The organism is Olegusella sp., assembly GCF_057238325.1.
In genome coordinates, this window is record NZ_DBHHGF010000005.1 from 31581 (window position 1) to 55086 (window position 23506).

21 protein-coding genes are annotated in these 23506 nt (G+C 49.8%); 17 read left to right on the top strand and 4 right to left on the bottom strand.

Features of this window, described 5'->3' with window-relative positions; genetic code table 11:
• Positions 1 to 10: 10 nt before the first annotated feature.
• The 3 genes from ACO5JD_RS05025 to ACO5JD_RS05035 form a co-directional block, all read right to left on the bottom strand.
• Positions 11 to 2053: a dipeptide ABC transporter ATP-binding protein gene (locus ACO5JD_RS05025; RefSeq protein ID WP_484988119.1), complete on the bottom strand. Its 2043-nt coding sequence runs from the start codon at positions 2051 to 2053 to the stop codon at positions 11 to 13.
• Positions 2054 to 2133: 80 nt separating this feature from the next.
• The gene (locus ACO5JD_RS05030; protein WP_021626389.1) at positions 2134 to 3171 is read right to left on the bottom strand and encodes an ABC transporter permease; all 1038 of its coding nucleotides are present in this window, start codon (positions 3169 to 3171) and stop codon (positions 2134 to 2136) included.
• Positions 3172 to 3181: 10 nt separating this feature from the next.
• Positions 3182 to 4174: an ABC transporter permease gene (locus ACO5JD_RS05035; protein ID WP_484988121.1), complete on the bottom strand. Its 993-nt coding sequence runs from the start codon at positions 4172 to 4174 to the stop codon at positions 3182 to 3184.
• A gap of 432 nt (positions 4175 to 4606) precedes the next feature.
• Here ACO5JD_RS05035 and ACO5JD_RS05040 point away from each other — a divergent pair, with 432 nt between their 5' ends.
• From ACO5JD_RS05040 to uvrB, 17 genes are all read left to right on the top strand, one after another.
• On the top strand, positions 4607 to 5533 hold the full coding sequence (locus ACO5JD_RS05040; protein WP_484988123.1) for an ABC transporter permease: 927 nt from the start codon (positions 4607 to 4609) through the stop codon (positions 5531 to 5533).
• Between the two features lie 8 nt (positions 5534 to 5541).
• Positions 5542 to 6600, top strand: coding sequence for an ABC transporter permease (locus ACO5JD_RS05045; protein ID WP_035438701.1), 1059 nt, complete (start codon positions 5542 to 5544; stop codon positions 6598 to 6600).
• Positions 6601 to 6617: 17 nt separating this feature from the next.
• Positions 6618 to 7640, top strand: a complete 1023-nt coding sequence (locus ACO5JD_RS05050) for an ABC transporter ATP-binding protein (protein WP_021626383.1) — start codon at positions 6618 to 6620, stop codon at positions 7638 to 7640.
• 1 nt (position 7641) lies between these two features.
• Positions 7642 to 8655 (top strand): ABC transporter ATP-binding protein, encoded by a 1014-nt coding sequence (locus tag ACO5JD_RS05055; protein ID WP_021626382.1) that lies wholly within the window; start codon positions 7642 to 7644, stop codon positions 8653 to 8655.
• A gap of 128 nt (positions 8656 to 8783) precedes the next feature.
• On the top strand, positions 8784 to 10685 hold the full coding sequence (locus tag ACO5JD_RS05060; protein WP_484988125.1) for a peptide ABC transporter substrate-binding protein: 1902 nt from the start codon (positions 8784 to 8786) through the stop codon (positions 10683 to 10685).
• 240 nt (positions 10686 to 10925) lie between these two features.
• Positions 10926 to 11408 (top strand): ribonuclease HI, encoded by a 483-nt coding sequence (gene rnhA, locus ACO5JD_RS05065; protein ID WP_484988127.1) that lies wholly within the window; start codon positions 10926 to 10928, stop codon positions 11406 to 11408.
• A 260-nt stretch (positions 11409 to 11668) separates the two neighbouring features.
• Positions 11669 to 12880: a 30S ribosomal protein S1 gene (gene rpsA, locus ACO5JD_RS05070; RefSeq protein WP_484988129.1), complete on the top strand. Its 1212-nt coding sequence runs from the start codon at positions 11669 to 11671 to the stop codon at positions 12878 to 12880.
• A gap of 145 nt (positions 12881 to 13025) precedes the next feature.
• The gene (gene pepT, locus ACO5JD_RS05075) at positions 13026 to 14102 is read left to right on the top strand and encodes a peptidase T (RefSeq protein WP_484988131.1); all 1077 of its coding nucleotides are present in this window, start codon (positions 13026 to 13028) and stop codon (positions 14100 to 14102) included.
• Positions 14099 to 14290: a hypothetical protein gene (locus ACO5JD_RS05080; protein WP_484988133.1), complete on the top strand. Its 192-nt coding sequence runs from the start codon at positions 14099 to 14101 to the stop codon at positions 14288 to 14290. The genes pepT and ACO5JD_RS05080 overlap by 4 nt, the downstream gene beginning before the upstream one ends.
• Positions 14283 to 14900 carry a dephospho-CoA kinase gene (coaE, locus tag ACO5JD_RS05085; RefSeq protein ID WP_484988135.1) on the top strand — a complete coding sequence of 206 codons (618 nt, stop codon included), beginning with the start codon at positions 14283 to 14285 and terminating at the stop codon, positions 14898 to 14900. The genes ACO5JD_RS05080 and coaE overlap by 8 nt, the downstream gene beginning before the upstream one ends.
• A gap of 135 nt (positions 14901 to 15035) precedes the next feature.
• On the top strand, positions 15036 to 16013 hold the full coding sequence (locus ACO5JD_RS05090) for a glutamate ABC transporter substrate-binding protein (protein ID WP_484988137.1): 978 nt from the start codon (positions 15036 to 15038) through the stop codon (positions 16011 to 16013).
• Between the two features lie 61 nt (positions 16014 to 16074).
• The gene (locus tag ACO5JD_RS05095; RefSeq protein WP_021626375.1) at positions 16075 to 16734 is read left to right on the top strand and encodes an amino acid ABC transporter permease; all 660 of its coding nucleotides are present in this window, start codon (positions 16075 to 16077) and stop codon (positions 16732 to 16734) included.
• On the top strand, positions 16731 to 17573 hold the full coding sequence (locus tag ACO5JD_RS05100) for an amino acid ABC transporter permease (RefSeq protein ID WP_484988139.1): 843 nt from the start codon (positions 16731 to 16733) through the stop codon (positions 17571 to 17573). The genes ACO5JD_RS05095 and ACO5JD_RS05100 overlap by 4 nt, the downstream gene beginning before the upstream one ends.
• A 55-nt stretch (positions 17574 to 17628) precedes the next feature.
• Positions 17629 to 18381 (top strand): amino acid ABC transporter ATP-binding protein, encoded by a 753-nt coding sequence (locus ACO5JD_RS05105; protein WP_484988141.1) that lies wholly within the window; start codon positions 17629 to 17631, stop codon positions 18379 to 18381.
• A 61-nt stretch (positions 18382 to 18442) separates the two neighbouring features.
• Positions 18443 to 19201 (top strand): gamma-glutamyl-gamma-aminobutyrate hydrolase family protein, encoded by a 759-nt coding sequence (locus tag ACO5JD_RS05110; protein WP_484988143.1) that lies wholly within the window; start codon positions 18443 to 18445, stop codon positions 19199 to 19201.
• A gap of 56 nt (positions 19202 to 19257) precedes the next feature.
• On the top strand, positions 19258 to 19674 hold the full coding sequence (locus ACO5JD_RS05115) for a hypothetical protein (protein WP_484988145.1): 417 nt from the start codon (positions 19258 to 19260) through the stop codon (positions 19672 to 19674).
• A gap of 6 nt (positions 19675 to 19680) precedes the next feature.
• On the top strand, positions 19681 to 21963 hold the full coding sequence (gene uvrB / locus ACO5JD_RS05120; protein ID WP_484988147.1) for an excinuclease ABC subunit UvrB: 2283 nt from the start codon (positions 19681 to 19683) through the stop codon (positions 21961 to 21963).
• A gap of 50 nt (positions 21964 to 22013) precedes the next feature.
• On the opposite strand, the gene ACO5JD_RS05125 is transcribed toward uvrB, so the two are convergent.
• On the bottom strand, positions 22014 to 23486 hold the full coding sequence (locus ACO5JD_RS05125; RefSeq protein WP_484988149.1) for a polysaccharide deacetylase family protein: 1473 nt from the start codon (positions 23484 to 23486) through the stop codon (positions 22014 to 22016).
• Between the last annotated feature and the right edge of the window lie 20 nt (positions 23487 to 23506).

Genomic DNA, 23506 nt, shown 5'->3' on the forward strand with positions numbered 1-23506 from the left:
GAAGCTATGCTTAACCCTTATGGCCAGAAAGGAGACTAGAGGAGGAAACCAACTTGCCATCCTGATAGACCATGCGCTCGCGCGTGCGTTCAATCTTGGGGTCAGGAATGGGGATAGCAGAAAGCAGAGCCTGAGTGTAGGGATCTTGCGGATTGGTAAAGACTTCCTCAGTATCTCCCTGCTCGACAATCTTGCCTAGGTGCATAACGGCAACACTGTCGGAGATGTGGCGAATAACTGCCAGGTCATGGGCAACAAAGAGATAAGAAATCTTGAGCTGTACCTGCAGATCTTCAAGCAGGTTGATGATACCTGCCTGAATGGAGACATCCAAGGAGGCAATAGGCTCATCAAGCAGCAAAATCTTGGGGCTGGTAGCAAGGGCACGTGCAATAGCAATACGCTGACGTTGCCCACCTGAGAACTGAGAGGGGAAGCGGTCAACATAGTCGGGATTGATACCGACAAGATGCATCAGTTCACCGATACGTTTATTTATATCCTTGGGTGCCCACTTTTGCGCACGTAGGGGTTCTGCCAGCACATCATAGATGGGCATACGAGGGTCAAGCGAGCTCATGGGATCTTGGAAGATAACTTGCAAATCACGCCTAAGCTCGCGACGCTCGCGGTTGTTTTTAAGGGTTGCAATATCCTTGCCCAGTACAGTAATGCTGCCGCTTTCAGGTTTAACGAGATCCATGATCTGCATCAGGGTGGTGGACTTACCCGAGCCAGACTCGCCAACCAATGCCAGTGTCTCACCCTCATGGAGCTTGAAAGAGACATGGTCAACAGCGGTCATCGTACCCTTGTCACGACGAATTAAACCCTTGCCCTGAACAGGGAAAGTCTTTACCAAATCCTTAACCTCAAGGACAATGGGTCGCTGATCGCGAGGTACTTCGGCCCACTTGGCAGGCAAGGGCTCAAGCTCGGGATATACATCCTGGAAGTTTAAGTGGCGATCGCGGATGGTTGCGAGCTTGTGACAGCTTACAAGGTGGCCTTCGGCAGCATTAAAAGGATCAAGAGTTGGCTCAATCTCAAAGCATGATCCGCTTGCCATGGGGCAACGCGGTGAGAAGGGGCAACCCTTGGGAATAGCGGCCAGTGAAGGGGGATTGCCCTTGATGGGAACCAGACGATGCTCAGCCGCCATGTGGGGTTTGGGAACAGCACCCAAAAGGCCCATGGTGTAAGGATGAGAAGGCTGGTCAAAGATCGTATCGATACTGGCGCGCTCGACAGCACGACCAGCATACATAACCAAGACATCGTCTGCGGTGCCCGCGATAACACCCAAGTCGTGGGTAATTAGGACAACAGCGGCGCCCGTCTCACGTTGGGCTACGGCGAGTACATCTAAAATCTGTGCCTGAATGGTTACGTCGAGTGCTGTGGTAGGCTCGTCTGCAATGATGACATCAGGGTCATTAGCAATAGCAATGGCAATAACAACGCGCTGACGCATACCGCCAGAAAACTCGTGAGGATAGGCGTCCAGACGATCCTCAGGGTTGGTAATACCAACCATGGTAAGCAGTTCGATGCAGCGATCATGTAGCTGCTGATTGGTCATATTGGGGTTATGAATTAGCAAAGTTTCTGCTAGCTGATCACCAATACTAAACATAGGTGTCAAGGCAGACAGAGGGTCTTGGAAAATCATTGAGATGGATTTGCCGCGGAAGGCTGCCATCTCCTCGTCCGTCTTGCCTACCAGCTCTTCTCCATCAAATTTGACCGAACCAGTGACATGAGCATTGTCATCAAGAAGGCCAATCAAAGAAAGAGCAGTTACCGACTTGCCTGAACCCGACTCGCCTACAATGCCCAAGGTGCGCCCGCGCCAAAGGTCAAAGTTAACACCACGTACGGCGTCGACTCGGCCTGCCTCGGTTGCAAAAGACACCTTGAGGTTGCGAATACTCATGATAGGGTCGCCCTGAGGGGCGCCCTTGGGTCCGTTATTTTCAAGCAGCTCATAGCGCAGGGTATCGTCCTTGGCGACCCAAGAGGTCTGCGTGCTTGTACTTGTCGTTTCGGCCATTTTGTAGCTCCGTCACTTTCATTTGTTGTGCGCTCGCAGGTGAGCGCGCCATACCCAAGACGTTAAATCGTGAATTGTCTTTAAGCCTTAGCGGTCTCGGTAGTAGCTGCATCCTCTTCGGCGTCATCTTCTACAGTGCCGGCAGCGCGGGAATACGGATCGATTGCATCGCGCAGACCATCGCCGATGAGCTGCATACTGACGCAGAGCACAATCAAAACGATAGAGGGAATGAGAATAACCCAAGGGGCAGAAAGCATGGCAGATGAGCCCTGGCTCAAAAGGTAGCCCAAGGATGTATCGGGAGCCTTGATGCCTAGACCCAAGAAGCTATATGCGGTCTCGGAGTTAATACCGCCAATAACACCCAATACCGTGTCCAAAATCAAGATGGAGCCAAGGTTGGGGATGAGGTGACGAATAATGGTCTTGATAGGGGAGACACCCATGTATTTTGCGGCGCGAACATAGTCGCGTTCACGCAGAGAAAGCGCCATGGTACGCAGGGTACGGGCGTAGCCAATCCAACCAAAGGCAGTCAGGCCCACAATCAGCATCCACCAGCCCTCAGTACCACTGGAGGCACGGACCACCATAGCTACAAGCAAAAAGCTTGGGATGATGAGTAGCATGTCGAGGAACCACATGCCGATTTTCTCAGGAACGCCGCGGACATAGGCAATAGAGGTGCCAACAATTGCAGCGATGATGGTGGTCAGCACAGAATAAATAATGCCAATTGCCAAAGAACGGCCCAAACCATGGACAACGCTGGCAAAGAGATCAAAACCACCGCCGTCGGTACCAAACCAGTGCGTCGCATTGGGGGGCACATTGAGTGCCGTGAAATCGGGATCGGTATAGGTAAAGGGCGTCATATATGGCCCAAAAATAGCGAGAATAATCAAAATAATCAGGATAACAAGACCCACCATAGCGCTGCGCTGGCGCACAAAACGGCGGCCAATAAGCGAAAAATAGCCAATGCGTTTGACCTCGCCGCCGGAGCTACCTAGCTCGTCAGCCAAAAGCTCGAGCTCTGCGTTGGTGAGGTGGGTTTCGTCAGTTTTTGCGTCCGTATTTTCAGGGGACGCAACCTGTCTTTTTTCTTCAGACATCGTGCTCTCCTTAGCTCATCTTGATTCGAGGATCGAGTGCTGCAGCAAAGAGGTCGGCAAGCAGAGCACCGACGAGCGTACAAGCACCACTGAAGGCGGCAACAGCAACCGCACCATGAATATTGTTATTGTTGATGCAGTTGATGAAGTATTCACCAAGGCCGTGGATAGCAAAAATCTTCTCGGTCATAACGGCACCAGTAAAGATGCCAGCGATGGAGAAGGCTACAGATACGGCAGTAGGAATCAAAGATGCACGAAGAGCGTGCTTGCGAATAGCCTGCTTTTTTGTGAGACCTTTTGCACGAGCAGTGCGCACATAGTCAGCATGCATTTCGTCAAGTAGATATGTACGCTGACCCAAGTGATAACCAACGGCACTGATAATAGTAAGCACGATGGTTGGCAGCAAAATGTGCTGGAGGAAGTCGAGCAAACCAATAAAGAAGTTGGAACCGCTATAGCTGGAAAGTCCCGTTACATAGAAGATGCGTGTGCCAGTCGCGGTATTGACCTCGATTGCAAAAAATACAATCAGAATTGCCAAAACAACAGTTGGGATAACCATAAACAGCGAGGCGACACCGCTCCAAAAACGGTCTTGCCATTGATATTGGCGTTGAGCGGTGTAGACACCTAGGCTCACGCCGACCACGATAGAAATAATGGTAGCAAGTAGCATGAGCTGGACAGAAGCGCCAATGCGGGAAGAGATTTCGTGGTTAACCGAAGCGCCCGTAGGAGTCTTGCCAAAGTCACCCTTGGTGAGGATGTCGCCAATCCACTTTTGATAGCGCTCCATGATAGGCGTCTTATCGTTGAGGTTGGCAGCATCAAGCGCCCACTCGATGGATTCTTGTGGGGGACGTGGAGTACGAGACTCATAATTAGAACGTGGACTCATAAAAGCTGAGGCCAGAAAGTAAGTGAGCGAGGTTGCTACAAAAATCATAACTATGTAGTTCAAAACTCGCTTAACGACGTATCCGACGAATCGCGCCATGAACGCTCCCCATTCCAGTCCGCATCGTGTTTGATGCGGGAGACGTACAGTTACTTGTTAACTGCTGCCCCTTCTTGCATTATGCGTACATACAGAAGACCCAGACGAGCAGTCTGCTGTATAACGCAGCTAGGCATGCCAATTAAACAGTGGGGTAATAGGGTACCTCATAGACAATGGGCACGCAGCACAGCATTCGATATTTTATCATGTTTGAAATTTCTGCAGCAAATTTATGAAATTTTCTTCTGCGTACTAGGAGCTTGCTGTTCATCTTTGCTAAACCTTCGAGCCCCCTAAATGAAACCCCCCTGTAATCCATCCGCAATGTGGGTTAGCAAAGATAATTTAAGTTTTGTTTAGACGAGTCTGCGTTATTCCACAAATTTTTGATGCGAACTGGGGATTTGTATCCGGCGACAGGAGAGCTTTATGAACTCAAAAGAAGTTGCCTACATCATTAAGAGGGTCCTCTTTGCTTTTGTCACAATCTGGGCAGTCATTACAATCACTTTTTTTGTAATGCACTCTGTACCAGGTGGACCCTTTGCGAGTGAGAAGGCAGTTACGCCTGCTGCAAAAGCAGCACTTGAAGAGAAATTTGGTCTCGACAAGCCCTTGTTTGAGCAGTATCTCACCTACCTAGGTGGTGCTGCACACTTTGACTTTGGTCCCTCGCTCAAACAGCGCGGTCGTGAAGTAACCACTATTGTTGCCGATGGCATGAAGACTTCAGCAAAGCTTGGTGTTATTGCGCTGATTATCGCTACAGCATCAGGCGTTTTGCTTGGCGCTCTTGCTGCACTGAGGCGCAATACTGTCGCTGATAAGATCATCATGGTTATCACGACAGCGTTTGTATCGATGCCGTCATTTATTATGGGCACGCTGTTCTTATTACTTTTTGCCATTGAACTGCATGTGCTACCAGCAAACGGTGCAGCCAAAGGTGGCCTGATACTGCCCATTGTGACCTTGGCGCTTTATCCGATGGCATATATTACGCGTTTGACGCGCTCCTCAATGCTTGATGTATTGGGACAGGACTACATTCGCACTGCCAAGGCAAAAGGCGTTTCTCAGCGCAACATTATTCTTAAACATGCTCTGAAGAATTCCTTGATTCCCGTTATTACGTATCTGGGGCCCGAACTTGCCTACATCACTACAGGTTCGCTGGTTGTTGAGCAGATTTTTGCGGTGCCTGGCATTGGTCGTGCATTTGTTAACTCAATCACTGGTCGTGATTACCCGCTCATCATGGGTACCACAATTATTCTCGCCACACTCATTGTGGTTATGAACCTTGTAAGTGACATTTTGTATCGCGTGGTTGATCCGCGCATCAGCCTGGATTAGGAGCGATGATGAACAAGAATCCCCTGAGTATGCAGGTTGACATGGACGATTTTCTTCCTGCATCTGAGGAAGAAAAGTCCTACATGGTGCAAATGCGCGCCAGCTCGACCTTCTTCCGTGATGGTTGCAAGCGTTTTTACAAAAACAAGGTTGCCTTTACTAGCTTGGTAGTCATTGTGTTGATTGTCATCTCGGCTATCGTGCTGCCGATTGTGTGGCCATATTCCTATGATGTGCAGCTGGGTGTTCAGCCGGGTAAACCTGTTGATGCTTCTTATAACAATTTGGCTCCGATGGAGTATTCCCGCAGCGAACAGCAAATGATGGAAGACGGGCAATTTGTCTTTCCACATATTTTTGGTACTGACGCCTCTGGTCGTGACTACTTCATTCGTGTAGTTTACGGTACCCGCATCTCGTTGGCAGTAGGTTTCTTTGCCTCCATCATCGTGTTGATTGTGGGTCTGACCATGGGTTCCATCGCAGGTTTTGCGGGTGGTCGTGTCGACATGGCAATCATGCGTATCGTTGACATCATCTACTCCCTGCCCGATATGTTGATGGTTATCTTGTTGGCCTCAGTTATGCGAGCAAGTTTGGGTAGTGCCTTTGAGGGTACGGTGTTTGCAAAAATTGGTTCGAATATTTTGTCGCTGTTTATCATTTTTGCTTTGTTGTATTGGTGCTCGATGGCACGTCTCATCCGTGGCCAGATTTTGTCTTTGCGTGAGCAGGAATATGTTCTTGCAGCTCAGGCGGCAGGTGCTAAGGCAAAGTGGATTATTACCAAGCACCTGATTCCCAACTGCATTTCTATCATTATCATTTCGACAGCACTGCAAATTCCCTCTGCCATCTTTACGGAGAGCTTCCTGTCTTTCTTGGGCTTGGGTGTCAACGCTCCTATGCCTTCGCTGGGATCCCTTGCTTCTGATGCTCTTAACGGTATTTCAAGCTATCCCTCGCGTTTGGCAATTCCGGCTCTTGCCATTTCTCTTATCGTCTTGGGTCTTAACCTCTTTGGCGATGGTTTGCGTGACGCATTCGATCCCAAGCTTAACAACTAGGAAGGGAGGGGATTTAGATGGCGCTTCTTGAAGTAAAGGATTTGCATACATCCTTCTTTACGGATGCAGGTGAGGTAAAAGCAGTTAACGGTGTAAACTTCAACCTCGATCACGGCAAGGTGTTGGGCATTGTAGGCGAGTCCGGCTCGGGTAAGTCGGTAACCGCATACTCCATCATGCAAATCTTGGCCCCTACGGGAAAAATTGTCAGTGGCTCTATCAAGCTTGACGGCCAAGAGCTAGTGGGTGCGGGTGAGCAGGTCATGCGAAATGTGCGTGGCAACAAAGTCTCAATTATCTTCCAGGATCCGATGACCTCTTTGAATCCCACCCTGACCATTGGTCACCAGTTAATGGAAGCCATTCTTTTGCATACCGATCGTACGCGCGAACAAGCAGAGGCGCGTGCCATTGAGATGCTGAGCTTAGTTAACGTCAATGAGCCTGCAAAGCGTATGAAGCAGTACCCACACGAGTTTTCGGGTGGCATGCGGCAGCGTGTCATGATTGCTATGGCGCTCGCCTGCGAACCCGATATTTTGATTGCAGATGAGCCAACTACGGCGCTTGACGTAACGATTCAGGCACAGATTCTCGAGCTGATGCAAAAGCTACAGCGCGAGATGGGCATGGCAATTATCATGATTACTCATGACTTGGGTGTTGTTGCCCAAATGTGTGATGAGATTGTTGTTATGTATGCGGGCTCTTATTGCGAGCGAGGCACCGCAGACGAGATTTTCTACAACCCACGTCATGAGTACACTCGTGGCCTGCTTCGCTCTATTCCGACTTTAGGATCGATGGGCCAAAAGTTGCACCCTATTACGGGTACCCCGATTGACCTGCTCAATCTTCCTGAGGGCTGTCCTTTTGCCCCTCGTTGCGAAAAGGCCATGAAGATTTGCATTAAGCACCCTGCCGAGTCGATGGATATCAATGAATTCCACAAAGCGTCTTGCTGGCTTAATGTCAAAGATCTCTACGAAAAGCAACAGTCTGCTTCTGTTGTGAGTGCTCAGGAAGGAGGCGAGGCATAAGATGGCTGACGAAATCAAAGCCTCTGCAAACGAGGAAACTCCTTTGGTTGAAATTCGCAATCTCAAGAAATATTTTCCCGTAAAGACAGGCTTCTTTGGCTCGACGCCGCTTAAAGCGGTCGACGATGTTTCGTTTTCGATTAAGCGTGGCGAGACCTTGGGCTTGGTAGGTGAGTCTGGCTGTGGCAAAACTACCGTCGGCCGTACCATTTTGCACTTATATGAACCCACCGCGGGTCAGGTTATTTACAACGGCAAGCCTGTCAATTCCAAGTCAAAAGAAGAGATGGCAGAGTTCCGCCGCAAAACGACGATGGTCTTTCAAGATCCCTATTCCTCGCTGAATCCTCGTATGACGGTTTCCGATATTATCGGTGAGCCTCTGGATGTACATGGTATGTACAGCTCAAAAAAGGAGCGCATGGATCGCATCCTCGAACTTATGGATCGTGTAGGTCTCAACTCCGAGCATGCCTCGCGTTATGCCCATGAGTTTTCAGGTGGTCAGCGTCAGCGTATTGGTATTGCGCGCGCTTTGGCAAGTGGTCCTGAGTTTATCGTCTGTGACGAGCCCGTTTCGGCACTAGATGTCTCCATTCAGGCACAGGTCATCAATATGTTTGACGAGTTGCAAGACGAGCTTGGCCTGACCTATCTCTTTATTGCTCATGACCTACTGGTGGTGCGTCATATTTCCGACCGTATTGCTGTTATGTATTTGGGCAAGATGGTTGAGCTAGCAGATGCTGCTGAGATTTATGACCACCCCATGCATCCCTATAGCAAATCTTTGCTTTCTGCAGTACCCATTCCCGACCCCAAGATTGCTCATGCCAACAAGCGAATTCCTTTGCAGGGCGATATTCCAAGTCCTCTGCATGCGCCGTCGGGTTGTCCGTTCCGTACTAGATGTCCGTTTGCAAATAAGAGTTGTTCTGCTTCCATGCCTGAATTCAAAGAAGTTAAACCAGGTCATTTTGTAGCTTGTCATCGCGTGGAAGAGATTAATTCTTAAGCATATTAATTCTTGGGTTCATCTTGGTTTCTGTTGCACTAAAAGTGCACTGAAATACTTGGTAACAGCTCGCTGTTATCAGAAGCTGGACAGTATCAAGTCTCAGGTCCGATAAAGGGGGAGTTAGCATGTCTCAGCTCACACGTAGGAATTTTGTTAAGACTGTTGGTCTGGCTGGTCTGACCTCGATGCTCGCTGCATGCGGCAACGGTGGTGGATCTGGTGCCGGGTCCGCAGCTGCAGGCGAGACCGTTGACAGCATTAGTGTTTGCTTGGCTTCCGAGCCTGACAGCATTGATCCCGCTCTCAACTCTGCAGTTGACGGCGCTACGATGATTTCTCACCTTTTTGCTGGTCTTGCAAAGTGGGAGAAGGATGGCAAAGGCTTCAAAATTGTCCCCGACTGCGTCACTGAGCTTCCCAAGGGTGAAGATACTGGTGATGGAAAGCTCACCTATACCTATACCTTGCGCGACGGCCTGAAGTGGAGCGATGGCAAGGATCTTACGGCCAACGATTTTGTCTACTCTTGGAACCGTGCTGCAGGACCTGTACTATCTGGTGACTATAACTATATGTTTGACCAGATTGATGGCTATGCCGCAATGTGGGAGTCCAAGGAGACAGGCGAGACCAAGAAGAATGAAGAGACTGGTGAGGACGAACCTGTTCTCGAGTTTGTGAATCCTGACGCCAAGCTCAATGTCACTGCCAAGGATGACAAAACTCTCGTAGTTGTTGCGTCCAAGAGCTGCGAGCCTTACTGGAATGAGCTACTTGCCTTCCCGACCTTCTTCCCTGTTCGTGAGGACATCGTTAAGAGCGATAAGTGGGCGACTGATCCTTCGACCTACATCAGCAATGGCGCCTACAAGATGACCGCGTGGGATCACAACTCGGTCATTACTGTTCAGAAGAACGATAATTACTACGATGCTGACGCTGTCACGATGAAGGAGATTCAGTTCTACCTCTCTGACGATGCCAATAACATGCTATCCAACTTTGAGAATGGCACGTGGCAGCTCATCGATGATGTTCCCACTAATGAGATTGCTTCTCTGAAGGATAAGTATCCTGATGAGTTCAAGGTTGATGGTCAGCTGGGCACCTATTACGTCAACTGGAACGTCAATCTTGAGATTCTTCCTGCTGGTACCAAGCTTACCGGTGTCGAGGCCGAGAATGCGCGCGCCGAAATCCGCAAGGCAATCGCTCTGCTCTTTGACCGCAACCACATCATCAACGATATTGCTCAGGGCGGACAAGTACCTGCTTCTTCCTTTGTTGCTATGGGCATGACTGATGCTGACGGTTCTCAGTTCTACGAGAACGCTGGTGACAAAAAGAAGAATGGTTATATCGGCTACATTGATGTTTCAGACAAGTCTCTGGAGAAGAACTTTGATTCCGCTATTGAGACGCTGAAGAAGTACTACAAGTATGACGAGAAGCAAAAGACCTTTAGCGACTTCCCGTCTCTGACCTATCTGTACAATACCCAGGAATCTCACAAGATGATTGGTGAGTACCTGCAGGCAGCCCTATCTGGTATCGGCATCAATATCAAGCTGGAAAACCAAGAGTGGAACACCTTCCTGAATACCCGTAAGAACGGTGACTACGGTATTGCTCGTAACGGCTGGTTGGCAGACTACAACTACCCGATGACCTTCTTGGATATGTGGACTACGCAGTCTGGTAACAACGACGTCCAGTTTGGTAAGGGAGCTCACGCGAGCGTTAAGGCCTATAGCATTGATACCACTGATGTGGGCGGCGACCTCAAGGTTGAGAATGGTACTTGGGCTGAGACCTATGACAAGCTGATTGAGGCTATAAAGGCTGAGACCGATACCAAGAAAGCCTACGCTATGATGCACAAGGCCGAAGATTTGCTGATGTCTACTGGTTGCATCTGCCCTCTGTACTTCTACACTGACCTCTATATGGTTGACAAGAACCTCAAGGGCTTCTTCAGCATTCCTCTGGGCTACAAGTTCTTTACTTACAGCACGCTCAAGAAGTAGTTTGCATGTAGATTGTGGTGCGCTTGCGCTGCATGAGCTGGAATGAGAGGTGGCTGCCTTCGGGCGGTCGCCTTTTTTGGTGTGTTACCTGCCCTGCTGATGAATCGTGAATCCTTTTCCGCTGTCGGGGGAGAATCGTGAACCCCATTAAGCGATGGCAGCGGTGGCATGAGGGCGGCATGAGATGTGTGGAAGTTCCATTTACCTATAGACTAGGGAGAGCAAAAAAGGAGGGCGTAGATGCGCGTGACGATATATACCGATGGATCAAGTCGGGGCAATCCAGGCCCTGGTGGCTATGGTGCAGTGCTCATATATATAGATAAGCAGGGTGTAGAGCATCGTCGCGAGTTATCTGCGGGTTATCAGCGTACAACCAACAATCGTATGGAGCTTATGGCGGTCATTGCGGGTCTTGAGGCGCTTAAAAAGCCTTGTGAAGTAGAGCTGCATTCCGACTCCCAATATGTTGTTAACGCTTTTAACAAGCATTGGGTAGACGGCTGGAAATCTCGCGGTTGGAAAACCGCCTCAAAGCAGCCTGTCAAAAATCCCGATCTTTGGAAACGCCTCCTACAAGCAAAGCAGCCCCACAAAGTGAGCTTCATATGGGTCAAAGGACATGCAGGTCACGAGCTTAATGAGCGCTGTGATGAACTGGCAACCAAGGCGGCAGATGGTGAGTTGGGCCCCCTTCTTATCGACAAAGGTTTCGCTGATTAAGCCAAACTATGTTTTCTGCAAAAAAGTGCATGAAACTTATGGCTTTCTGCTTGAAATTAACCGCCGTTACAGGGTAATCTATGCTTTGTGTGAGTTCTGCCCACACACTGTATCTGTTGGCCCCCGATAGCAAGGTCAGTTTCCACACGTGCGAGGTTGCACGGCGAGCGGGTGCGTTGCGGCGCCCATCGTACGTTAGACAGCGCCCTACGGCAGCGATCACCGCGATCGGGGCCCCGTTGTTCGAAAGGGGTCCACCTTTGAGTGAGATTCAAAACTCGTCCGTCTTTGCGTTGGATGAAGTATCCGACGAGGAGATGAACAAGCTCATTGACGGCACCATTACTGCCTTTGATGAGGGCGACTTGGTCACTGGTACCGTCGTCAAGATTGAGCATGATGAGGTTCTGCTGGACATTGGCTTCAAGAGCGAGGGCGTTATTCCTTCTCGTGAGCTCTCCATCCGTAAGGATGTTGATCCTTCCGAGATCGTGCACCTTGGCGATCAGATTGAGGCTTTGGTTCTCCAGAAGGAGGACAAGGAAGGCCGTCTGATTCTCTCCAAGAAGCGTGCTGAGTACGAACGTGCTTGGAATAGCGTTGAGGAGAAGTTCAACGCCAACGAGAACGTCGAAGGCGAAGTTATCGAGGTCGTTAAGGGTGGTCTTATCCTTGACATTGGCCTGCGCGGCTTCCTGCCTGCTTCTCTTGTTGACCTTCGTCGCGTCAAGGATCTTGCAGCATTTATGGGCACTCGTATTGAGGCTCGTGTCATCGAGATGGACCGTAACCGCAACAACGTTGTCCTTTCTCGCCGTGTTGTTCTTGAGGAGGCTCGTAAGGCCGAGCGTTCCGACATTCTCTCCAAGCTCAAGCCTGGCATGCACCTCAAGGGTCAGGTTTCTTCCATCGTCGACTTTGGTGCTTTTGTCGACCTTGGCGGTATCGACGGTCTGGTTCACATCTCTGAGCTCTCTTGGAACCACGTTAACCACCCCTCCGAGGTTGTTAAGGTTGGTCAGGAGATTGAGGTTCAGGTCCTTGACGTTGATCTCAACCGCGAGCGTATCTCCTTGGGTCTCAAGCAGACCACCGAGGATCCTTGGCGTGTTCTCGTCAAGAAGTACCCCGTGGGCGCTATCATCGAGGGCGTTGTTACCAAGCTCGTCTCTTTTGGTGCCTTTGTCGACTTGGGCGACGGTGTCGAGGGTCTCGTGCACATCTCCGAGATGGCACGCCAGCACGTCGATCAGCCCAGCCAGGTTTGCAGCGTTGGTACCAAGGTCCAGGTCAAGGTCATGGAGATCGACCTCGACCGTCGTCGTATCTCCCTGTCGATGAAGTCCGCTGCTGAGACTCTCGGCTTTGAGGTTGACGTGACGCCGCTTGAGAACCCCGAGGCCGCTGAGGTCGCCGAGGAGCAGGAGCCCGAGGCTGTTGAGGCTGAAGTCGAGGCTACCGAGGCTGAGTAAGCTCGCGTTTTGTCCAGTTTGCTCGGATACATAGTTCGTTTAAGCGGAGTCGCCTTGTGTGGCTCCGCTTTTATTATGATGAGAGTAATTCTTTTGCTTAGCAATTGCTTGCCTCGGCGAGCGTTTTCGAGTTTTAGGAGCATCCATGGTAGAACAGAATATGAGTGATGTAGCCCAGCGACTTATGAGGTACTGCTCTATTTCTTCACCCTCAGATGCACTCTCTCAAAGCGAAGTTCCCTCATCTCCTGAACAGCATACGATGTCAGCTTGTATTGCAGATGATTTGCGTGAGCTGGGAGCCGAGGATGTAAGCATTGACGAACATGCCTATGTTATTGCTCATTGGCCAGCGAGCGTGGGCTCAGAAAACCTGCCTACCTTGGGTTTTTGTTGTCATGTTGATACCGTGCGTCAGGTGCATAATGCTCCTGTTTGTCCCCAGATAGTGACCTATCAGGGCGGTCGCTATGTGATTGGACATGATAGCGAGGGTAATGAAGTCGCCATCAGCCCAAAGACAAATCCTCAGCTGGCTCAGATGGTAGGCGAGCAGCTCATCTGCGCAGATGGAAGCACTTTATTGGGTGGAGATGACAAAGCAGGCTGCGCAGAAATCATTTCTTTGCTTGCTCGTCTCAAGGACAATCCCAGCCTGCCACATCCACGCCTTGCCGTAGCTTTTGTGCCTGATGAGGAGATTGGCCACGGTGCTTCTCTGCTTAATCTTGAGTGCTTTGGCGCGCGCTGGGGCTATACCATTGATGGCGGTCCGATGGGGGAGTTTTGCTATGAGACCTTTAACGCCGCAGAGGCACATCTCAAGGCGCGCGGTGTTTCGGTGCACACGGGCACCGCAAAAGGTTTGATGATTAATGCTGCCGAATGTTTGATGCATTACAACGAGTTGCTACCAGCGCAGGATCGTCCCGAATATACCGAGGGGCGCGATGGTTTTTATTATCTCGAGCGGATAAGTGGCGACTGCGAGGCAGCGACAGCTGATTACATTATTCGCGACCACGACGCTGTTAAGTTTGCCCAACGCAAGCAGTTGATGCAGGATGCGGTGGATTATTTTAATCAGCGCATAGATCCGAAGTGCTTAGTATCGGTATCCATGATCAGTATCACAATCTTGCAGATATTGTGCTACTTCCCGAAAATACGCCCCTTATTGAGCGCGCCCGTGCTGCATACAAGACTGTGGGCTACGAAATGAAGTGCATTCCCATGCGAGGTGGTACTGATGGCTCGCAGCTTTCTTTCCGTGGGTTTGCATGCGCAAATCTTTCTGCCTGCTATTACAATGCACATGGACCCATGGAATTTGTTCCTGTTGGCGAACTCGAGAGTATGGTCGATATGCTCCAAGAATTGGTGGCGCTTTATGCCCAACCCCATGCCTAGAACAAGCAAAGCGCGGATAGTGTTTCTCGTAGGTGGCATTGCTTCGGGAAAGTCAAGCGTGGCATCACAGCTCGAACAGTTGGATGCTATACGCATTGATCTTGACCAAATTTCGCGTGAGGTATTGGCTCCTGGTTCCGCCTTGCTTAAACATATTGCAAAGGAATTTGGAGCAGATCTTATTCAGGCAGACGGAAGCCTTGACCGAAAAAAGTTGGCCCTAAGGGCTTTTGCGACAGCTGAACGTACGGCGGCTCTTGAGGCACTCGAGCTGCCAGCAATTAAAAATAAGCTCGTAGAGCAGGTCAAACGTATTCAGGCAGCCCAGATACAGGTGCCCTGTGTTGTGGTTGAGGTTCCACTTCCCGATAAAATGGGACCACTTTTGAAGCTTGCGGATGAGGTGCTTGGTGTTATCTGTCCACTGGAACTTCGTCGTGTGCGCGCAATTGGCCGTGGCATGAGCGAGCAGGACTTTGATCGGCGTGCTGCGCGTCAACTCAGTGATGCTGACTTACTGGCCCTCTGCGATAGTACGCTCGACAACTCAGGTGACCAAGAAGGCCTAAAAGAACAAGTACAAAACTGGTGGAACGAACGTTTTGTGTAGCATTTTTTAGCGTCACGTAATGAGCAAGTTACACGATGATTTTTGCAGGTATGAGCAGAACTCGACTTGGGTACAGTAAAAATCTAAGCGAGCATTCTGTCCGATGAAGCTTGCTCATCACGAAAGGATTTACTTATGGCAATTCTAGGCTCTAATCTTTCCCGTCGCCAAGTCTTTGGTTTGGGTGGTATCGCATCCGTTGCCGCCTTTGGCCTTGCAGCTTGCGGTGGTCAGTCGGCTGATGCACCCAAGGATAAGGATGCTGGAAGTGCTGTTGACGAGACTGTGCAGATTGATGCCAAGACCTACGATGGTGTGATTTCTGCTGGTAATACCGCTGATGATGCTGCAATTACGGCTAATAGCTGGGCAAAAAAGATTAAGGATGCTGGTGAGTTCCGCGTTGGCGGCGTGGATACTTCCACACTGTTTGCTCTCCGTGATCCCGAAAGTCAAGCAATTCGAGGTTTTGATGCAGGTCTTTATCAGCTGCTCACCCGTTATATTTTGGGTGATGAGTCAAAGGTAAAGTTCACGCAGGTCACCTCTGATACTCGTGAATCTTTGCTTCAAAATGACAATGTTGACGCTGTTTTTGCGACTTATTCCATTACTGATGAGCGCAAGAAGCTTATTTCTTTTGCTGGTCCCTATTATGAGAGTCAACAGGGTATTTTAGTAGCTGCTGATAATGCTGACATCAATGGCATTGATGACCTTGCAGGTAAAAATGTTGCCGCTCAGTCTGGCTCTACAGGCCCCTCTATTCTTGAGAAAGAGGCGCCCAAGGCAAATGTTCAAGAATACAAGACCGATGAGGAAGCCCGTCGCGATCTTGAGCAGGGCCGCGTTGATGCTTACGTTATCGATATGACCATGCAGATTAGCTCTATGGCTAAAAATCCTGGTAAGTATCGTATTGCTGGTGATGCCTTTGGTCCTGTTGATGCCTATGGTATTGGTCTTCCCAAGGATTCTGATGGAGTTCAGTTTGTTAACGGGTGGCTCAAGGCCATCGAAGATGATGGTACATGGGAGAAACTCTGGAAGGTTTGCATTGGCGACCGTACCGACATCAAGGATGTTCCTACGCCTCCCGCAATTGGGGCCTAAGTTTTTGTAAGTCTGGCCCCCGTGCTGCTAGCGCGGGGGCTTTATTTTGGGAGGAGTGTGAATGGGGATTTCTGAGCTGCTGGCAGAGTATGGCAGCAAATATCTCTTGGCTCTTTTGAGTACCTGGCAGCTGACCCTGGTCTCATTCGCCCTGGGTATGATACTTGCTATTGTTGTAACCATCATGCGCGTGTCACCTGTCAAGCCCCTGCGGATGCTTGGTGACTTCTATGTACAAGTGTTTCGCAATATCGCAGGTGTTTCTCTGCTTATCATTGTCTATTATGCCCTGCCGTATTTAGGTTTGGTGCTCAAGCCTCTGACCTGCGTAATTATTACGGTTACCCTCATTGGCTCGGCTTTTGGTTCTGAGAACTTCATGACAGGCATCAATACAATTGGTGTAGGCCAAATTGAGGCGGCGCGTTCTATTGGTTTGAACTTCTTCCAGATTATTCGTCTTATTGTGGTACCTCAGGCCTTGCGTTCGGCGGTGTTGCCCATGACCAATCTGCTGATCGCAGTCATGCTTACAACCGCGCTAGGATCGCAGATTCCTCTCAATCCTCAAGAACTCACGGGTTTGGTGAGTTACATCAATACTCGTACTACAGGTGGTATTACGACTTTTTTGATTTCTGCTTTGGGATATGTCCTCACGGCACTGGTGATTGGCTATGTTGGCAATCGCCTTGACAAGAAGGTGAGGATCCTGCGATGAGTGCACAAGTTTCTGTACGTGATTATCTCTACGAGGAGCCAGGCCCCAAGACGCGCCGTGCCATTCGTGTGGGTACGACTATTTCGGTGGTAGCGCTTGTAGCTCTGCTTGCTTTGATAGTGCGCAGTTTTGCGGTAGCAGGCCAGTTGGACCCAAAGTACTGGTCTTTCTTCCTTTCGCCTGCAACTTGGCGTTTTTTGGGAATGGGGCTCGTAGGAACTATAGAAGTAGCGCTCACTGCTGGTGTTATTGCGTTGGTACTGGGCTTTGTACTGATGTTGATGCGGATGAGCTCCTATGTTGTTCTGCGGGGTATTGCGCGCGTAATCACTGAGTTTTTCCGTGGCGTGCCGAGTTTGTTGCTGATTTACTTTTTCTTTCTAGTCATTCCCCAGTACGGTTTTAAAATGAGCACCTTCTGGATGATTACGACGCCTGTCGCACTGGCAGCGTCTGCGGTACTTGCTGAAGTTTTTCGTGCAGGTATGAACGCAGTTCCTGTGGGTCAGACAGAAGCAGCACTTTCTTTGGGTATGCGACCTTTCATTGTCAAAATGAAGATCGTTTTCCCTCAAGCCGTGCGCATCGTTATTCCTTCGTTGATTTCCCAGCTTGTAGTTGTAGTTAAAGATACAACCGTGGCCTACGTGGTTAGCTTCCCTGATATGCTGCAAAACGCCCGCGTACTAATTGCTAACTATGATGCCTTGGTATCGACTTACCTTGTTATTGCAGTGGTCTACATCCTGATTAATTACGGTGTCAATCAGCTGGCCATATATGTTTCCAAGCGCAGTGGCGGCAAGATTGTGACCCAGACCAATATTGATCCTGTGTGAGCTACACGCGTGCGGTCAAGAGGATTTTGAGCTCAAAATACGAAACGGAGTCATCATGAGCAGTACCGAGCAGACCCCTGTCATAGAACTTCGTCATGTTGACAAACACTATGGTCAGCTACATGTACTCAAAGATATCAATCTGGCAGTTAATAAGGGAGAAGCACTCGTAGTCATCGGACCGTCTGGTTCGGGTAAGTCGACTATGTGCCGCACTATTAACCGCCTTGAAAGTATTGATTCTGGCGAAATTCTCATTGATGGTCAGGCACTTCCGCAAGAGGGCAAGGAACTTGCAGCCATGCGTGCAGGATTGGGCATGGTATTTCAGAGTTTCAATCTCTTTGCGCACAAGACCATTCTTGAAAATGTCACGATGGGGCCCATTGAAGTGCTTAAAGTGCCGCGTAAGGAGGCAGAAGAGCGTGCAATGACTTTGCTTGCGCGTGTAGGCGTAGCCGAACAGGCAAACAAAGTGCCCGCGCAGCTTTCTGGTGGTCAGCAGCAGCGTGTCGCCATTGCACGCTCTCTTGCAATGCAGCCCAAGGCAATGCTTTTTGATGAGCCTACCAGTGCCCTTGACCCCGAGATGATTAACGAGGTACTTGATGTTATGGTTGAGCTTGCGCGTGCGGGCATGACGATGATTGTGGTTACCCACGAGATGAGCTTTGCTCGTCGCGTGGCAAACCGCGTTGTCTTTATGGCGGATGGGGAGATTATCGAGCAAGGTACCCCCGATGAATTCTTTGATCATCCCAAGACTGGGCGTGCTCGTGAATTTCTTGACTCAATTATGGGACACTAGGCCCCTATTGGTGATAGGGTAGTGAGCGTTTGCAAGACGAGCTTTTAAGAAAGGTTGTAGCGTGGATAAGAAGGTCAAGCGTCCGAGGATTTGTATTCCGCCCCGAATGGAAGAGCGGACTGCTCCCGTGCCGGTTGATAATCCACTCACTCCTCTTGAGGGTGGTGCCTCTGATTTTGTTGACGCTATTATCGCTGCAGGTGGTATGCCCGTCTTGATGCCTATGACTCATGACGAATCCTTAATTGCTGAATATGTGGAGCTCTGCTCTGGTTTGGCAATTCCTGGTGGGGAGGACGTGGATCCCAAGCTGTGGGGTAATCAGAATCCTTATGACGAAAGCCTACTCAATCACGACCGCGATGAGTTGGAGCTTGCGCTTATCAAGGGTTTTCGCGGGGCAAATAAGCCTATCTTTGCTACCTGTCGCGGTATGCAGATACTCAATGTTGCCTATGGCGGCAGCCTAGATATGGCCATTGAGAAACGCCAACCTCTGCCTGGAATGATGCTTTGGCATCACACAGGTATCTTGGCATCGCCGGCACACCCCATTGATATTATCGAAGACTCCTTGCTCTATCACTGTGTGGGTGATGCCACTACAGTTCAAGCCAACTCTTCACACCACTGTAGTATTTTGAAGCTGGGCGCAGGGCTCAATCAGACTGCTCAAGCCACTGATGGCATTCCTGAAGCGATTGAAGATCCTAGTGCGCGTTTTGTACTCGGGGTGCAGTGGCATCCTGAGTGTACGTGGCGGCGTAATGAGACCGATGCGTGCATCTGGCGTTCGTTTGTTGACGCTTGTAGAGCTTAGCCAGACTACACACAGCGTTCACGTCTATACTTGAGCTTACAAACAAAGGAGCTCCTATGAATGACAAGTTGTATGAGTTGCAGCAAAAAATCAACCTATGGATGCAAGGGCGTAATGGCGCTGATACTCTGAGCAATACTAGTATCTGGTTGGGCATTATTGTCTATATTATTGGACTGATTTCGCATGTGCGTGTGCTGAGCTTTATCGCATTGGCATTGGTGATTTATGCCTTCTTCCGTATGACGTCGCGCAGTCTTGATACACGTGCCAAAGAAAATAAGGCATTTCTCAAGCAGGTTGGTCCCTTGCGCCCTTGGTTCAAAAACCCTGCAGCTGCGTGGAAAGAGTTCCGGGGCTATAAACACCTTAAATGCCCTGATTGTGGCCAGCGCATGCGTGTTCCTCGCGGTCGCGGCAAGCTGCGCGTTAGCTGCCCCAAGTGCCACCACAAGTTTGAGTGTGAGTCTTAATCCACCATGCCTGAAGATGCCAAGCAATTCAAATTACAGGGTCATACAGGTGTAGATGCAGTACGAGAGCGCTTTGGCGGGGAGCTAAAGCGCTTTGGTTTAGACCATGGTGATACGCCTCTCAAGGTTGTATCTGATTATGCTCCTGCAGGTGATCAGCCCCAAGCTATTGCGAGCCTTTCTAAAGGTATCCGCGATGGTCTGCGTTATCAGACTCTTTTGGGAGTAACGGGCTCGGGCAAAACCTATACGATGGCAAAAACTATTGAGGAGCTCAATCGTCCGACACTTATCATGGAGCCCAACAAAACGTTGGCAGCTCAGGTTGCAAGTGAGATGCGCGAGCTTTTTCCCAATAATGCCGTTGTCTATTTTGTCTCGTACTATGACTATTATCAGCCTGAGGCTTATGTCCCGCAGACTGATACCTTTATCGAGAAGGACGCTTCCATTAATGAAGAAGTTGAGAAGCTCCGCCATCAGGCGACAAGTTCTCTGCTTTCACGTCGAGACGTTATTGTAGTTGCTTCGGTGAGCTGTATCTATGGTATTGGTAGTCCTCAGGATTATGCGGGCTTGGCGCCTAATATCAGCAAAGATGTGCCACTTGAGCGCGATGAACTTATTCGCAATCTTATTGATGTGCAGTATGACCGAAACGATTATGACCTTGCTCGTGGTACATTCCGCGTGCGTGGTGACACGGTTGATGTCTATCCACCCTATGCAGACAATCCTCTGCGCATTGCTTTTTTTGGTGATGAGGTAGAGACCATTGCCGAGGTAGATAAGGTAACTGGTGAGATTGTACGCGAATTTGATGCAATTCCCATTTGGCCTGCAAGTCACTATGTGACAGAACAGCCCAAGGTACAGCACGCTCTGCAATCTATCAACGAGGAACTCGAAGCACGCGTGGCTGAACTCAAAGCAGCAGACATGCTACTTGAAGCTCAGCGACTTTCTCAGCGTACAGGTTATGACCTTGAGATGCTTGAAACCATGGGTTTTTGCTCGGGTATTGAGAATTATAGCCGTCACTTGGATGGTCGCAGGCCAGGTGAGCCGCCCTATACCCTTATCGACTACTTTCCCCGTGATATGCTTTGCATTATCGATGAGAGCCACGTGACGGTACCGCAAATCCGTGGCATGTACGAGGGAGACCGTTCGCGCAAGGTGACCTTGGTAGAGCATGGTTTTCGTTTGCCATCTGCTTTGGACAACCGACCTCTGCGCTTTGATGAGTTTGAGCAACGTATTCCTCAGTTTATCTATGTGTCGGCAACGCCAGGTGATTATGAAGAGAAGGTTTCTCAAAACGAGGTTCAGCAGATCATTCGTCCAACAGGTCTGCTTGATCCTACAGTAGATATTCGTCCCGTACGTGGACAGATTGATGATTTGATTGATGGGATCAAGGCACGTATTGCCAAAAAAGAGCGTGTGCTGGTGACTACGCTGACCAAGCGTATGGCAGAAGACCTCACTGATCACCTGCTTGATGAGGGTATTCGCGTTAATTATATGCACTCTGATACCGCAACACTTGACCGTGTAGAGATTATCCGCACGCTACACGAAGGCAAGATTGATGTCCTCGTAGGCATTAATCTGCTGCGTGAGGGTCTTGATATTCCTGAAGTATCGCTCGTTGCTATTTTGGATGCCGATAAGGAAGGTTTTTTACGCAATCGTCGTTCGCTTATCCAGACTATGGGTCGTGCTGCTCGCAATGCCCACGGTGCTGTCATTATGTATGCCGACAAAATGACTGATTCGATGAAGATTGCTATCGATGAGACACGTCACCGACGTGAGCTGCAGGAAGCGTTTAATGCTGAGCATGGGATTGTGCCGCAAACTATTCACAAAAGCCTTGGCGATATTAGAGGCTTTATTGAAGATGCAGAAGCAACGTTGGCCGGCAAGGATCGCTCTCGTGGTGATACGCTCGGTCATGGAGCCTTTTTTAGCGGACAAGATGAGGCTGCCCCAGAGGCAGCCGAGAGCAACAATCACGCAGCTGCCGAGGTACTTGCAGCAGAGCTTGCAGATCTCCCTGCTTCTGAACGCGAATTTTTGCTTGCCTCATTGGAGTCCGAGATGCAGCAGGCTTCGGAGGAAATGGACTTTGAACGTGCAGCGCGGCTACGCGATCAACTGGTAGCCATCCGCACTCGTCTAGAGGGAAGTAGTGCCGAGGATGTTATCGGTCGTCTTAAGAAGACCGACCGTAAAGGTTCTGCTCATGCAACAAGAAGACGGTACCGCCCGCGTAAACACTAACGCGTTTGGTACCGTCTGCGCATATACCATCTAAATTTGGATAAGCTGCCTTATGCCGTTGCTCCGTCAGCAGATTCGGCTTTGTCATCCTTGGCGCCTGCTTTGCCTGCATACTTACTATTGAGCTCAAACAACTCGTCAATCGTGACAAACTTAAAGCCTTGCTCCTTAAGATAGGGAACAGCATTTTTGACGGCCTCGATAGTCTGAGTACGATCCCCGCCACCGTCGTGACAAAGGATAACCTGTCCTGGCTTGGCCGACTTGATGGTGTTTTCAATGCTTTGAGCACCAGGACGACTCCAGTCCTCGGTATCGAGGTTCCAACCAATCTCTGCGTCAATCATGCCACTGAGTGTATTGACAATCTCGCCATAGTAATTGCCGCCAGGTGCACGGAGAATATGGCTCACCTTGGTATCCAGGCAATCTTCAATTGCTTGAATGCCTTTGGTGATTTCGTTTTTTTGTTCTTCAGCGGTCATAAAGGTAAGGTTGACACCCTGACCTGCACCCGCAGCGTGATCCCAAGTATGGGTAGCTACTTGGTGCCCCTCGGCATGTTCACGCTTAACGGTATCGGGATGCTCAACAACCTGATTGCCAATAACAAAGAAGGTGACATGGATATCGTTTTCTTTGAGAACATCCAGCAGCTGAGGGGTGGTCTCCCAAGGACCATCGTCAAAGGTTAAGGCTACGACCTTTTCATCGCCTACATTTGCATTGATGATGTGGTAGCCAGCGTCAATTGGTTCTTTGGTAGTCTCACTGACTGTCTTGCCTGATACCTTGCCAGTACGCGTAGACTTTTCGCCCTCGCTGCCCTTGCTATAAACGTGTAGTGCGCCTCTGAAGTAGCTATCGAGCGTGCTGGAATCATCACTTTTGGTCTCAAAAGGAATCTTTTCGGTCTTTTCGCTATATTCCTCGGTAGTATCGGCACCATCAGAGATGGTTACCACAGCATTAGCAACGAGCTTGCTTGCAGGATTGTTGGTCTTTTTGCCGTTGATAGTGGCGGCAAGCATATCGCCTTTGCCTTCGGCAGCAATACTGCCATCAACTGCCATGAGATTGCCGGGCTTGGGAGAAGCAAGGCCATCTTTGACGGCACCTTGCAGGGTGGTGCCTGCATTGACACGATAGGTAGCTCCATTGATGCTCACATCAAAAAGAGGTGGGTTGCGTACAAGATAGACACCTGTGGCACCTACGCCCGCGACAGCAGCAAGGGCAGCTACTGCTTTGAAAAGTCCACGGCGAGTCATACCCTCCGAAGATTTGCTGTGTGCATAGGGAGACTGAGACTGCCTGCTATATGCGCTGGAATCCAGCAAATGTGCCTGATTGGAGGCTGTACGCTGAGTATGCTGTGCACGGTTGGTATGAGCAGTTCGACTGGCTCGAGGAGTAGTACCTGCTGCATGAGTGGCGGCGGGGCGCTGAGTCTGCCGTGGCTGAGGATTGGCGTTGGAACGGCTTTGCCTTTGAGGCTGAGGGTTGTGTTGCATCTTATCCATAGTTACCCCTTTGAAACTTT

What these genes read in the sequence shown, in the direction of transcription:
- rnhA (WP_484988127.1), top strand. Translation starts at nt 10,926, where the DNA reads ATGCGCGTGACGATATATACCGATGGATCAAGTCGGGGCAATCCAGGC.
- ACO5JD_RS05035 (WP_484988121.1), bottom strand. Translation starts at nt 4,174, where the DNA reads ATGGCGCGATTCGTCGGATACGTCGTTAAGCGAGTTTTGAACTACATA.
- ACO5JD_RS05030 (WP_021626389.1), bottom strand. Translation starts at nt 3,171, where the DNA reads ATGTCTGAAGAAAAAAGACAGGTTGCGTCCCCTGAAAATACGGACGCA.
- ACO5JD_RS05050 (WP_021626383.1), top strand. Translation starts at nt 6,618, where the DNA reads ATGGCGCTTCTTGAAGTAAAGGATTTGCATACATCCTTCTTTACGGAT.
- ACO5JD_RS05105 (WP_484988141.1), top strand. Translation starts at nt 17,629, where the DNA reads ATGAGCAGTACCGAGCAGACCCCTGTCATAGAACTTCGTCATGTTGAC.
- uvrB (WP_484988147.1), top strand. Translation starts at nt 19,681, where the DNA reads ATGCCTGAAGATGCCAAGCAATTCAAATTACAGGGTCATACAGGTGTA.
- ACO5JD_RS05100 (WP_484988139.1), top strand. Translation starts at nt 16,731, where the DNA reads ATGAGTGCACAAGTTTCTGTACGTGATTATCTCTACGAGGAGCCAGGC.
- pepT (WP_484988131.1), top strand. Translation starts at nt 13,026, where the DNA reads ATGGTAGAACAGAATATGAGTGATGTAGCCCAGCGACTTATGAGGTAC.
- ACO5JD_RS05045 (WP_035438701.1), top strand. Translation starts at nt 5,542, where the DNA reads ATGAACAAGAATCCCCTGAGTATGCAGGTTGACATGGACGATTTTCTT.
- ACO5JD_RS05025 (WP_484988119.1), bottom strand. Translation starts at nt 2,053, where the DNA reads ATGGCCGAAACGACAAGTACAAGCACGCAGACCTCTTGGGTCGCCAAG.
- ACO5JD_RS05055 (WP_021626382.1), top strand. Translation starts at nt 7,642, where the DNA reads ATGGCTGACGAAATCAAAGCCTCTGCAAACGAGGAAACTCCTTTGGTT.
- ACO5JD_RS05090 (WP_484988137.1), top strand. Translation starts at nt 15,036, where the DNA reads ATGGCAATTCTAGGCTCTAATCTTTCCCGTCGCCAAGTCTTTGGTTTG.
- ACO5JD_RS05080 (WP_484988133.1), top strand. Translation starts at nt 14,099, where the DNA reads ATGAAGTGCATTCCCATGCGAGGTGGTACTGATGGCTCGCAGCTTTCT.
- ACO5JD_RS05095 (WP_021626375.1), top strand. Translation starts at nt 16,075, where the DNA reads ATGGGGATTTCTGAGCTGCTGGCAGAGTATGGCAGCAAATATCTCTTG.
- ACO5JD_RS05115 (WP_484988145.1), top strand. Translation starts at nt 19,258, where the DNA reads ATGAATGACAAGTTGTATGAGTTGCAGCAAAAAATCAACCTATGGATG.
- coaE (WP_484988135.1), top strand. Translation starts at nt 14,283, where the DNA reads ATGCCTAGAACAAGCAAAGCGCGGATAGTGTTTCTCGTAGGTGGCATT.
- ACO5JD_RS05040 (WP_484988123.1), top strand. Translation starts at nt 4,607, where the DNA reads ATGAACTCAAAAGAAGTTGCCTACATCATTAAGAGGGTCCTCTTTGCT.
- ACO5JD_RS05125 (WP_484988149.1), bottom strand. Translation starts at nt 23,486, where the DNA reads ATGGATAAGATGCAACACAACCCTCAGCCTCAAAGGCAAAGCCGTTCC.
- ACO5JD_RS05060 (WP_484988125.1), top strand. Translation starts at nt 8,784, where the DNA reads ATGTCTCAGCTCACACGTAGGAATTTTGTTAAGACTGTTGGTCTGGCT.